Below are 12,332 nucleotides of genomic sequence, written 5' to 3'. Positions count from 1 at the left end.
AAGACTGCGGGTCAAACCCGCAGCTGACAGTGGGAGGATCCGCATGGGCGGACTGGCATCGGTGTTGACGCCGATTGCATTCGTGAACGAAACCGTGCTGCGTCTGGGCCGCGCGGTCGGTGTTGTTGCGATTGCAGTTATGGTTATCGCGATCCTGATTCAGGTGTTCTTCCGATATGTCTTGGGTAACGCCCTGCCATGGCCGGATGAGGCTGCCCGGTTCTGCATGCTCTGGATGACGGGCCTGATGGCCCCCACAGCTTTCCGTCGCGGAGGGTTCGTCGCCATCGATATGCTTGCGCGCTTCCTGCCGCGCGTGCTTGGTCAATCGCTCAATTTGTTCCTGCTGCTGATCTCGCTGGCCGTGCTGCTGGTTGCGGTCAATATCGGCTGGTCTGAGGTTACTGGCTTTGGTGGCCGGTTCGCCACTGCGGCGTTGTACCTGCCTACCTCTTTCGGGTTCGATGAATGGTACCGTATTCCGCGCAGTTGGATGATGGCCTCGCTGCTGGTTGGGATCATCTTGCTGATCTCGGTCAATATCGAACTGATCTTGCGGTCGATAGTAACCATGTTGGGCGGAGCACATCTTTTGCCTGAAATTCCCGAAGCTGCGGTGGGGGCTGAATAAATGCTGATTTGGTTCCTGCCCACCTTCCTGATTTTCCTGCTGATCGGCCTGCCGGTCTTTTTCGCACTGCTGGCAGCGCCCGGCATTCTGCTATGGCTTAGCGGTCAGACCAACGACATTACGCTGCTCTATCGCAATGTCTATAACGGTATGGATAGCTTCCCGCTGATGGCGATCCCTTTCTTCATGCTGGCCGGAGAACTGATGAACCGGGGCGGCATTACCATCCGACTTGTGGAGTTCAGCCAGGCCCTGATGGGCCACCTGCGGGGCGGCCTTGCGCATGTGAACGTCCTCAGCTCGATCCTGTTCGCGGGCCTTTCAGGGTCCGCTGTCGCTGATACTTCGGCGCTTGGGTCAATGCTGATCCCGGCGATGGAGAAGCAAGGCTATACCCGCAAATTTGCCGCCGCGATCACGGCAGCCAGTTCGGTGATCGGGCCGATCATCCCGCCCTCGGGCATCATGATCATCTATGCCTATGTCATGGGTGAAAGTGTGGCTGCGCTCTTTCTCGCTGGCATCGTGCCTGGGGTCATGGTCGGTGTCGGTTTGATGCTCATGATCAAGCTGATGGCGGATCGCTACGACTTCCCGGTCGCCAGCCGTAAATACACTTGGCCGGAACGCCGTCAGGCCAGCCTAAAGGCGTTCTTCCCACTGATGACCCCTGTGATCATCCTGGGCGGAATACTGGGTGGCATCTTTACCCCGACCGAGGCTGCCGCTGTCGCCGTAGGGTATGCCTTCATCATCGGTTTCTTCGTCCTGCGCACATTGACGTGGAAAGAAGTCCCCGAAGTGCTCAGCAACGCAGGCATGACCTCAGCTGTCGTCCTGTTGTTGGTCGGGGCGGCAATGGCCTTCAAGACGGTCGTTAGTCTTAGCCATGCGCCGGAGCAGCTGGCCTCGCTAATCCTCAGCCTGTCGGAAAACCCGCTGATCCTGCTGTTCCTGATCAACCTGCTGCTGTTCATCGTCGGAATGTTCCTGGATGCAGGCCCCGCTATTATCATCCTTGGCCCGATCCTCGGTCCGATCTTCACCAGCCTCGGTGTAGACCCGATCCATTTTGCCATTATCATGAGCGTCAACCTGACTGTCGGTCTGGCCACCCCGCCCATGGGGCTGGTGCTGTTCGTAGCCGCCGCCGTGTCTCGGGAACGGGTTGAAACCATCGCCAAGGCAATCCTGCCGTTTCTGGCGGTCGAAATCATCGTGATCTTCTTGATCACATACATCCCCGCACTATCCATGACGATCCCGAGGATAACGGGATTTGCAAACTGAACTGAGTATCACAGGGAGGAAACGCATGCTCAGAAGATTTATCAAAACCGCAGCGGTGGCCACGTCGCTAGTGGCCGCGTCTGCGATTGCCGCGGCAGCCGCCGACTACACGCTACGCGCCACAGCAAACTCGAATGAAAACGACGAAGACTATGACGGTCTGGTCGTTTTCAAGAACTACGTTGAGGCGGCCTCGAACGGAGCCATTGAGGTTGAGCTGTTCATCGGTACGCAGCTCTGCTCGAACGGTGCTGAGTGTCTGCAGGGCGTGGCAGACGGTACGATCGACATCTACATCTCAACCTCTGGAGGGGCCTCGGGCATCTTCCCTTACGTGCAGGTTCTGGACCTGCCTTACCTGATGGCCGATGACCGCATTGCCGAACATGTCCTATCTGGTGATTTCACCCGGCAGATGCGCGACATGGCGCTGGAGGATTCCGGCGGTGCGATCCGTCTGATGACAATCGGCAATACAGGTGGCTGGCGCAACTTCGCCAATACACAACGCCGTGTCGCCGAGCCGGCTGACATGGAAGGTCTGAAAATCCGCACCGTGGTTGCCGACCTGCCGCAGGAGCTGGTCAAAGCACTGGGTGCATCACCGACCCCGATCCCGTGGCCAGAACTGTTCACCAGCTTCCAGACCGGCGTGGTTGAGGGCTCGAAAAACGGCATCACTGACATCATGGGTATGAAGTTCCCTGATGCAGGCCTGCAATATGTCACGCTGGATGGGCATGCCTACATGGGTGCGCTGTGGTGGATGAACAACGCCAAGTTCCAGGAGATGCCAGAAGATATGCGCCGCGTGGTAGTCGACGGGTTTTATGCGCTGCAGCAGGCGACCTTTGCCTCACCCAAGCGCAAGTCGATCCAGGCGTATGAGGATTTCGTTGCCGGCGGTGGTGACCTTTATGTCCTTACACCCGACCAGAAAGCTGCGTTCAAAGAAGCCGCAACCCCGGTCTATGACTGGTTCCAGTCCAATGTGGCACGTGGTGATGAGATCTTTGTAGCGTTGACTGACGCTGTGGCAGCAGCCGAGGCGGATGTTAATGCCTCACGTGATGCGGATCTGAACTGAATTGCTGGGCCGGGCTCTGGGGACCGGCCCTCACCGAAACGGGTACATCCACCCTTTGTAGTCGTTGACCAGAACATGCGCCTTCTCGATCTGCTCCGGCGACATTTTTTTGACCACTTCTTCAAGGCTGATCGCCGCATCGGGGTCGCCGCCGATGGCGCTGAGCGTATACCACATGTACGCTCGAACCAGATCAGGCGCGGGCATGCCCAGACCCAACTCGTAGTACCAACCGATACCAGATTGCGCTCCGGGATGACCTTTCATCGAGGCGCGCAAGTACCATTCAAACGCGCGTTCATAGTCCTGTTCGACTCCAAGTCCCAACCCGTACATCACACCGATCAACTCCTCGGCTTCGGCATTGCCGGATCGCGCTGCTGGCATCAACTCTTCGCGCGCAGCCTCAAACTCTCCAGCCTCCATCAGATCGCGTGCTTGTTCCAGTTCAGCCAGCGCTTGGGTCGCGAGAAGGCAAAGGGCAAATACAAACTGGCGCATGGGATTTCTTTCCTTTTGGCAGGGACTGTGGCTGCTCAGGATCTGCCACGCCCGCTGACGGATGACGATTTCATCCCCTTTGATATGGAACAGGCCGCTATCGGTCATCAACTGTTTTACGATCCCATTTTATCGGGAAACCGGAACATAAGCTGCGCCCATTGCCATCACCCGGATTTCGGCACCTCGGACGGCTTGTCGCTTGGCATCGGAGAAGGCGGGATGGGCTTGGGGCCAGACCGGACGCCGGGCATCGGAACGGACAAAATCCGCAAGCGAATTCCCCGCAATTCGCCGGGGCTTTGGAACCTTGGTGCAAAGGAACTTCACACGGTTTTCCATGATGGCCGTCTGAGTATCTCTGACGTCTACGGTAACGGTTTCAACTCACCCGCGCAGGAGTGGTTGCCGGACGGCTTGAATTCGCTGCTGGCCGCGCAGGCGCTTTTCCCGCTGACTTCGCAGTTTGAAATGGCCGGGAATGTGGCCGAAAATCAGGTCACCGGCGCGGTGCATGACCGCATCGACAAGGGCTGGCCGATCCTCGCCAAACGGGTACGCACCGATCCGCGCTATGGGCCCGCCATGGTCAAGGCGTTCGATGACATCGACACGACCGAGGACATCACGATAACTCAGATCACCAACGCGCTGGCCGCATTCATGGCACTGGAGTGGCGCAGCACCAACAGCCCGTTTGATCAATATCTGGCCGGAGACCATGCCGCTCTGACGCCAGAGCAATACGATGGTATGACCTTGTTCTATGGTGAGGCAGGTTGCGCAAACTGCCATTCCGGCCCGTTGCTATCGGATCAAAAATTCCACGCGCTGAGCTTGCCGCCATTTGGACCGGGCAAGACCCGCCAATGGGACCCCTATGCCCGCGACGTGGGTCATATGGGTGAAAGCAACCGTCTTGAGGACGCCTATCGTTTCCGCACACCGATGCTGCGCAATGTGACAGAGACGGCGCCCTATGGTCACAACGGTGCCTTTCCCGATCTGGAAGGCATTATTCGCCACCACTTGAACCCATCTCAGAGCCTCGCTGCCTGGACCCCTGATTTGGCCGGGCTGCCCAACGTGCCGTGGCTTGAGAATGTTGATTTCATCGTCTGGCAGGACCGGTTCGAGATGGAGCGTCATCGCCAGAAAATTGACATCGAACCGCTGGAACTGACCGATGCCCAGGTCGCAGATCTGGTGGCGTTCATGGGTGCATTGACCGGGACCACACTGGATGCGCCACTGTTCGGTGTGCCAGATGGCTTTGAGCCCTAGAAACCCATCGAACGTCATTGGAAATTTACCTGAAATCTCATAATGATCGGTGCAAAACAGCCGCCGAGAGTTTCAATGCAGTATCACAACAAGCCCTTTGATCAGCTTCAGATCGGTGACACCGCCGAGTTGACCCGGTTCTGCACAGAGGATGATTTTTATGTTTTCGCATCGAATTCCGGCAACCATAACCCTTTGAACCTGGCCGACGAAGATGGGGACGGTGATAACGTAAACGAGGCGATCGCGCCCGAGATGTTTCTTGGGGCTCTGATCTCGGCCGTTTTGGGGAATATCCTGCCGGGCGCGGGTACGCTGTATAAGTCGCAAAGCTTGGATTTTAGCGCCCGGGCATATGCGGGCGAAGAACTGCTGGCCATAGTTACGGTGATCGAAAAACGCGATAACCGCGAGGTAGTTCTGGAAACTCAGGTGATGCGCCCTAGTGATGAGGCGCTGATCGTGTCCGGCATCGCGGTCGTGATCGCTCCGGAGAAAGAACTGTCATTCAATGAGATTGAAGTGCCTGGTCTGGTCGTCGAGCGGCACCGGCATTTTGATGCACTGCTCGATCGCTCGCGCCCGCTGCCTCCGATCCCCACGGCAGTTGTCGCCCCAGAAGAGCCCAACTCGCTGGGGGGGGCCTTATCGGCGGCGCGTGAAACCATCATCAAGCCGGTCCTGATAGGTGACCCCGACAAGATTGCTGCAGCAGCGCGTGAGATTGAGTTGCCCTTGGGTGACGTTGAGATCGTTCCTGTTAAGGACCATCTGGACGCCGCCAACAAAGCGGTTGATCTGGTTGTCGAAGGACATGCTGAAGCATTGATGAAGGGGCATCTTCATACGGACGAACTGCTACGGGCGGCGTTGCGGCGGGATCGTGGACTTCGCGCAGGGCGCCGATTTACGCATGTCTTCGTCATGGATATACCCGGCCAGCCGCATCCCTTGCTGGTGACCGATGCGGCCATCAATATCGAGCCGGATCTGGAAACCAAGATCGACATCACGCAGAACGCGATCGATCTGGCAATCTCAATCGGAATTGGCGCTCCGAAAGTGGGTGTTCTGTCGGCGGTCGAGACGGTGAATCCAGCAATCCGGTCGTCGATTGATGCCGCATTGCTGTCGAAGATGGCCGAGCGGGGACAGATCAGGGGTGGCTTGGTCGATGGGCCGCTTGCCATGGACAACGCGGTCAGCCTGGCCGCGGCGCGCACCAAAGGGATCGTGTCCGAGGTGGCCGGACGGGCAGACATTCTTGTCGTACCCAATCTGGACGCAGGCAACATGCTAGCCAAGCAACTGACGTATATCGCGCACGCCGAGGCTGCCGGGGTGGTGCTGGGCGCGCGCGTACCGATTATTCTGACCAGTCGCGCAGATGGCGAAAAGGCGCGGCTGGTTTCCTGTGCCGTCGCGGCCCTGCATGCGGCGCGGATGTCGGGTAAGATCTGATGGACCATATCATCACACTGAATTCAGGCTCGTCCTCGCTGAAGTTTGGGTTGTTCTCCGCGGGCGAAGCAGATCCGATCCTTGTCTGTTCGGGAGAGGTGGAACGCATCGGCAGCCGCGCGGCGCGCATCAAAGCAGAGACCACGGATGGCCGCGTGCTTGCCGATACCGCTTCTGAAGCGCTGTGCGATCAGGCCAGCGCCTTGGACTATATTTTGGATTTGCTGGAACGGCAGTTCCCGTCGGCGGGCGTGACCGCGGTTGGACACCGCATCGTGCATGGCGGCCCGGATAATGACAGGCCCATTCTGCTGACCCCCGAAAGCTTGCAGATGCTGGAAAAACTCGAGCCTTTTGCGCCTCTGCACCAACCTTACAATCTGCAGGGCGCACGTACTGCGATGGACAGGTTCCCCAATGCCAAGCAGGTTGCCTGTTTCGATACCGCTTTTCACCGCCACCACCCTTGGGTCAATGACACCTTCGCATTGCCGACCGAGTATTACGATATGGGCGTTCGCCGCTATGGCTTCCACGGTCTGAGCTATGATTACATCTCGGACCATCTGGCCAAGACTGCTCCGCTGATACATGGTGGACGGGTGGTTGTGGCGCATCTTGGCAACGGTGCCTCAATGTGCGCCATGATCGGAGGTCGGTCGGTCGGTTCAAGCATGGGGTTCTCGGCCATGGATGGTTTGCCGATGGGAACGCGTTGTGGCCAGCTGGATCCGGGCGTTGTGCTGTATCTGATGGATCAGCAAGGCATGAATGCGGATGAGATCTCGGACCTTCTGTACCGTAAATCCGGGCTGCTTGGCCTTTCCGGGATGACCAATGATATGCGTACGCTTGAGGCGTCGAATACGCCGGGTGCACGCAATGCCATCAACTACTACACGTTCCGGATACGCCGTGAGCTGGGCGCTTTGGCCGCTGTGTTGGGAGGTCTGGACGCCGTCGTGTTTACCGGCGGGATCGGTGAGAACTCGACCTATATCCGCGATCGTATCTGCACTGACATGGGGTGGTTGGGTCTTGAACTGGACCACGATGCAAACGCGGACAATCTGCGCGTCATCTCGACCGACCTGTCACGTGTTAAACTGATGGTCATTCCGACGAACGAGGAACTGGTTATCGCGCGTGCCGCGGCTGAGAAAGCCGTATAAATCCCAGTTTTTAGGCTTCTGCGCGCTAAATAAATTGGGGGATTGGGAAAAAAATCGCAGCACTACGGGAATCCCCCAATTTCGCGATCCGCGCAGGTGCGTTAACTTTTCATTAACTACCGGGCCAGTGCGCCCAATCCACTTTCACTAATTTCCCCCGATGAGGGGCTGGCTTCTTACCCCCTTGGCCGGCCCCTCGACCTTTTTTGGGGTCTATGCCTGCGTCAGGATTTTCCGAACAAGTGCAGGCAGTGCGGTACTGTTATCATAGCTGAGCGTGTGCGGCATGTCCGAAACCGGCGACTTTCGATATCCCTGTTCAAACAGCAAAAACGGGACCTGAGCCCGTTGCGCAGTTTCGGCATCAACCTCACTGTCGCCAACGAAGATCAGTGGGCCTGCGGCTTGAAGGGTCTTGAAACAGGCGTGCAAGTGCTCTGGATCGGGTTTGCGTATATCCAGCGTGTCTCCACCAAAGACCGTGTTGAAATAGGGTAGCAGGCCAAGTTCGCCCAGCACATGCCGGGCAGGGGCTTCGGGTTTGTTGGTGCAGACCCCAAGCGCACAGCCCATATCGCGAAGCTCATCCAGCGCCTGGATCACGCCGGGATAAACTACGGTCTGATCGCAGGCGCCTGCATTGTAGTGCTTCAGGGTAAGCTGTGTCAGGTCCTTGTGAAGCGTTGGCTCCAGCCCGCAATGCGTCATCGCGCGCTCGACCAGCTTGGGTAGTCCGTTCCCGACGAATCCCCGGATCGTATCCTGAGGCAAGGCGGGGTGCCCCTGATCGTGCAGCATTCGGTTTACCGCAGCTGCAAGGTCGGCAAGGCTGTCTATCAGGGTGCCATCCAGATCAAATACGACAACTGCTGCCATCTGCGAATCCGCCTTTGTTTGTTGATGTCCAATGCCTAGGTCGTGCTGTGCGACGGCGCAATAGAGACCCGTGGGAGCGATTGAAAAAACAGCAGCTTGACAAACCTTACTATTTTTATCAGATTAATCACACGAACAGATAGCCAGCCCAAAACAGGGTCAGCCAGATCAAGCGAAACGAAGACAGACAAGGCCAAGTGCCACAGATGCTCTGGAGATGCCCCAATGAACGCGCAAACCCCTTCCTCGACCCTTAGCTACGCTGTTTCGATGCTTCCGGCCCACAAGGCGGAAGACCTCACCAATGGCGGCAATTTGGCCCATATCGAGCTGGGCGATCAGCTTTATACACTGCGTATCACCCGCGCAGGCAAACTGATCCTGACAAAATGAGCGCACCTTCTTCGCGTGGCGGGGCGGCTGTTGGCCGTCTGGCTGACCTGAACCCCATTGAGGCCGGAGCCGTCATGTATCTGCGGCTTTGGGGTGATGGGGTCGAAGGCCGGGCAAATGCCGCAAGCGATTTTGACATCGCGCTGGGTGCAGATCAGGGACGCGCCACGATGCTGACGCTGGACCGGCTGTGTTCACTTTGTGCACATCACGGTCGCCGTCCGCTGGTGCGTCATGGGCTGGGATGTGCATGTCTGGGCGCAGATGAGAATTGTTTTGCCCAGATGATCGGTGCCGCCTCTGAAGGGGCGCGTGAAGATGCAATGATGATGGCCTCGCTGATCGTACGGCCCGATTTCGCCCCGGCACTGGCCTCGTTGTCCGAGGAACTGGGCTTGGCGTTACGCCGGATGACCGTTTCGATCCCTTTGCCGACGACCGGGCACCACCCCCCACATTCAGTGCTCCACTGATCGACGGCGACAAAACCCCAGCAATTTCGCTGGGGTTTTGTGTTTCTTAGCAGCAGCCGCAGCCCGCATGATGATGATCGTGATCGCACATGGGGGCAGGGCTGTAGTCACCCACTTCGCCAAGAACCTCCCGCAGCGTCCAAAGAATCATGTCGACGTCCTCTGCTTCGATGGTTAGCGGTGGCCGGATTTTCAGGATATTGTCCTTGGGTCCCTCGCTACCGATCAGAATGCGATGATCGCGCATCCGATTCTTGACGTAGCTGCAAATCTCACCGCTTTCCGAGCCATCCGGGTTAATCAGTTCCACACCCAAGAAGAGGCCGATACCGCGCACATCGCCGACACAGCCAAAGTCAGCTTCGATCTGTTTGAGGCCATCCAGCAGGTGAGCCCCCATCACACGGGCGTTCTCTTGCAAGCCTTCATCATCGACGATGTCCAACACCTCTTTCCCGATTCTGCAGGACAGGGTTGAGCCGCCGAAGGTCGAGAAAAACTCGATCCCGTTGTCGAAGCTTTCGGCGATCTCTTTGGTAGTGACCAGCACACCCAGCGGGTGGCCGTTGCCGATGGGCTTCCCCATTACCACTATATCAGGCAGCGCGCCCTGATGTTCAAAGCCGAAGTAATAGTCGCCCAGGCGCCCGAGGCCGGTCTGAACTTCATCGGCAATGCAGACCCCTCCGGCGGCGCGGATTTTTTCATAGACCGCAGACAGATAGCCTTTTGGTGGAATGATCTGTCCCCCGACCGAGGGGAATGTTTCAGCGATGAACCCAGCTAGGCCTTGCCCTTTTGCCTGTAATGCCGAAATCGCCGGATCAATCAGGTCAGCAAACTTCCGTGCGCGCTCGGGGTCATCACGCCGGAACGAGCCGCGGTAGTCATCCGCGACCTCAATCAGTTCCACCCAATCTGCCTGCCCAATACCGCCAGGTTTGTTGAATTTGTAGGCCGAGATCGCCACCGCAGCGTTTGTGTTGCCGTGATAGCCGTGATCGGGCGTCACGATCCCTTTTGCCCCGGTGTGCGCGCGCGCCAGACGCAGAGCCAATTCGTTGGCCTCTGTCCCTGAGTTGACGAAGAAACAGACTTCAAGGTGATCCGGCAGTTTCGACAATACCTTGTCGGCAAAAGCGGTTTGCGCCGGGTGCAGATAGCGTGTGTTCGAATTCATGCGCTTCAGCTGATCCGCTGCAACCGCCTGAATACGCGGATGCGCATGGCCTACATGCGGAACGTTGTTGTAGGCATCCAGATAGGGTCGCCCCCATTCATCGAACAGGTGATGCCTCCAGCCACGCACCAGCATGACCGGGTCGTCGTATGTCAGGCTGAGATTGCCGCCGAAGTGTTCGCGCCTGTCCTGTAGGATCGCCTGCTTGTCGGTTGGTCGATAGAAAACCTTTTCATCAGGCAAGTTCAACAGTGCTGCAGGGTTGGGGCAGACCGCGTGCCAAAGCTCGAGCTCATCAGGATCCGCTACGCCCGGCCAGTCGGCCTGCATACCGTCGGTCGTCAGCGCCAGTTGGAAATGCACATGCGGGGCCCATCCGCCATTCTGACTGGCATCGCCCAGACGGGCAAAAGCTGCACCCTGAGCCACCGGGTCACCTGGTTTCAAACGCTCACTCACCTCAGGGTCCAGATGGCCATAAAGCGTGTAGAATGCATCCCCTTCGGGCGTTTCGTGGTGCAGGATCACAACCCCGCCATAGTCGAGATGCGCGTCCCTGTTTTCAACCGCTTCGACCCGACCGCTGAGAGGTGCATGCAGCACTGTTCCGGCGGGTGCAAACACATCCACGGCCAGATGCACTGTGCGCCGATCCGACGCTTTCCACGGTCCCTTGCGAAACCCCGGCTCAGCATAGATCAGGCGTGGCTCGCTGTAATACCCAAGCCAGGGACCATCCCCAAACTCCTCACCAACCCGCGCCGCCTCGTCCAGCGGCATGTGGAACGGGTTTTGAGGCCAGGTTGAGTTTTCCACCGACAGTGAGCCCATCGGTGCGTCGCTCAGATTCTGCCCGAACATCTGCGCGAATTGTCCGCGATGGCCGGACAGGTAGGCGTGAATGCGCTCGGCTCCGTTCACAACCGGCAAGCCACACGCTGCGCGCAATCGGGCGGGCATGAGTGCGCCATTGATTGCCTCATTTTCAATCAATCGCCACGCTGGGGCCTGGCTGATCGTGACATACGGATCATCCGGGTTCTCAATCGCCATCAGCGTCGAATTCACCACGGACACCGCCAACCGTGCTTGCAACAAAGGCCAGATCAGGTCGATCTCATCCGGGCGTAACCGATTGGCGGCGTGATACCCGCGTACCAGCGCAGCCAATGCGCGCTCGGGTTTAGGGTGGTCCAGAACGACATAGGCCCCGGCAATAGCCAGATCGCAAACGCGCGGCGCCGCGCACATGTCGCCAAGATCGATCAGACCCGAGATGCTGCGTCGTTCGCCCAGATTGCCTTCGACAAGGATATTGTAATCATTGGCATCATTGTGAATCGCCTGCTTTGGCAATGCACCCAGTTGATCAGAGATTGCCTCAAAATCCTCAGCGATTTGTTGAACGCGCGCGCGTCTTGCCGGATCAGAGATGGCCTCTAGTTGGTCGACGATCCAACTCGCCCGCGTCAAATCCCATTTGAAATCCGCGCGATGCAAGCCCTCGTGGGTGAACCCCTCCAGCGCCCGGTCGGTTGCGCCCAGAATACGGCCCAGTTTTAGTATCAGGTCTTCGGTCTTGGGCGCGCTGCTTGCATAGCATGCCCCCGGCAGTCGTTCCTGCAGCCAGACCTGTCGCGGTTGCCCATGCGCGTCGGCAATCTCAGGCAACATCATCCCGTTCAAATCGGGATAAACGGCAGGAAAGGGCAATCCGGGCGCTGCTGCGCTGAGATGTCCCAGCGCCTTGACCTGCAGATCGACCAATGCCGCATCGCACCCCGCGCGCATCACCTTGAGCACATAATCCTGCCCGTTGGTGGCTTTGACCAGAAAGTTGAGGTCGTACTCCCCATCCAGACGCGTCAGACGGGCGTCCAAACCCCAGTGTTCACGCAGGCGACCAGCCCAGAAAGTGTTCAAGTCGCTCATGCGCTATCTCTTGCAACTGCCACGGTGATCCTCTTCATCTGGCCAAAAATAT

Annotated in this window: 11 protein-coding genes; 8 read left to right on the top strand and 3 right to left on the bottom strand. The window is 57.9% G+C overall.

Translation table 11 applies throughout. The annotated features are described in order from the left end of the window. The first annotated feature begins 43 nt into the window (after nucleotides 1-43). Genes ACR0BI_RS19705 through ACR0BI_RS19695 form a run of 3 tightly spaced genes read left to right on the top strand, consistent with a single transcriptional unit; the run spans nucleotide 44 to nucleotide 3,008 of the window. Nucleotides 44-631, top strand: a complete 588-nt coding sequence (locus tag ACR0BI_RS19705; protein WP_170637027.1) for a TRAP transporter small permease subunit — start codon at nucleotides 44-46, stop codon at nucleotides 629-631. After that, complete coding sequence (locus ACR0BI_RS19700; RefSeq protein ID WP_170398321.1) at nucleotides 632-1,921, top strand: TRAP transporter large permease; 1,290 nt, start codon at nucleotides 632-634, stop codon at nucleotides 1,919-1,921. 25 nt (nucleotides 1,922-1,946) lie between these two features. Next, nucleotides 1,947-3,008, top strand: a complete 1,062-nt coding sequence (locus ACR0BI_RS19695) for a TRAP transporter substrate-binding protein (protein ID WP_170408182.1) — start codon at nucleotides 1,947-1,949, stop codon at nucleotides 3,006-3,008. 30 nt (nucleotides 3,009-3,038) lie between these two features. On the opposite strand, the gene ACR0BI_RS19690 is transcribed toward ACR0BI_RS19695, so the two are convergent. After that, complete coding sequence (locus ACR0BI_RS19690; protein ID WP_480562919.1) at nucleotides 3,039-3,509, bottom strand: tetratricopeptide repeat protein; 471 nt, start codon at nucleotides 3,507-3,509, stop codon at nucleotides 3,039-3,041. Nucleotides 3,510-3,524: 15 nt separating this feature from the next. Here ACR0BI_RS19690 and ACR0BI_RS19685 point away from each other — a divergent pair, with 15 nt between their 5' ends. The 3 genes from ACR0BI_RS19685 to ACR0BI_RS19675 all read left to right on the top strand — a co-directional run bounded on the left by ACR0BI_RS19685 (nucleotide 3,525) and on the right by ACR0BI_RS19675 (nucleotide 7,426). Then, nucleotides 3,525-4,793 carry a cytochrome-c peroxidase gene (locus tag ACR0BI_RS19685; protein ID WP_480562920.1) on the top strand — a complete coding sequence of 423 codons (1,269 nt, stop codon included), beginning with the start codon at nucleotides 3,525-3,527 and terminating at the stop codon, nucleotides 4,791-4,793. Nucleotides 4,794-4,868: 75 nt separating this feature from the next. Continuing rightward, on the top strand, nucleotides 4,869-6,254 hold the full coding sequence (locus ACR0BI_RS19680; protein WP_480562921.1) for a bifunctional enoyl-CoA hydratase/phosphate acetyltransferase: 1,386 nt from the start codon (nucleotides 4,869-4,871) through the stop codon (nucleotides 6,252-6,254). Continuing rightward, the gene (locus ACR0BI_RS19675) at nucleotides 6,254-7,426 is read left to right on the top strand and encodes an acetate/propionate family kinase (RefSeq protein WP_170408190.1); all 1,173 of its coding nucleotides are present in this window, start codon (nucleotides 6,254-6,256) and stop codon (nucleotides 7,424-7,426) included. The genes ACR0BI_RS19680 and ACR0BI_RS19675 overlap by 1 nt, the downstream gene beginning before the upstream one ends. Before the next feature lie 213 nt (nucleotides 7,427-7,639). Here ACR0BI_RS19675 and gph read toward each other — a convergent pair whose 3' ends face one another. Beyond that, nucleotides 7,640-8,302 carry a phosphoglycolate phosphatase gene (gene gph, locus ACR0BI_RS19670; RefSeq protein WP_170408196.1) on the bottom strand — a complete coding sequence of 221 codons (663 nt, stop codon included), beginning with the start codon at nucleotides 8,300-8,302 and terminating at the stop codon, nucleotides 7,640-7,642. Nucleotides 8,303-8,527: 225 nt separating this feature from the next. On the opposite strand from gph, the gene hemP reads away from it, so the two are divergent. Further along, the gene (gene hemP, locus ACR0BI_RS19665) at nucleotides 8,528-8,695 is read left to right on the top strand and encodes a hemin uptake protein HemP (protein WP_170408197.1); all 168 of its coding nucleotides are present in this window, start codon (nucleotides 8,528-8,530) and stop codon (nucleotides 8,693-8,695) included. Beyond that, a complete protein-coding gene (locus ACR0BI_RS19660) occupies nucleotides 8,692-9,168 on the top strand; it encodes a hypothetical protein (RefSeq protein WP_170408198.1) in 477 nt (158 codons plus the stop codon). Before hemP ends, ACR0BI_RS19660 begins: the two co-directional genes overlap by 4 nt. Before the next feature lie 46 nt (nucleotides 9,169-9,214). On the opposite strand, the gene ACR0BI_RS19655 is transcribed toward ACR0BI_RS19660, so the two are convergent. Next, complete coding sequence (locus tag ACR0BI_RS19655) at nucleotides 9,215-12,280, bottom strand: aminotransferase class III-fold pyridoxal phosphate-dependent enzyme (RefSeq protein ID WP_480562922.1); 3,066 nt, start codon at nucleotides 12,278-12,280, stop codon at nucleotides 9,215-9,217. Between the last annotated feature and the right edge of the window lie 52 nt (nucleotides 12,281-12,332).

It is taken from the genome of Ruegeria sp. E5 (genome assembly GCF_056534105.1).
This window is presented reverse-complemented; position numbering and strand designations above follow the sequence as displayed.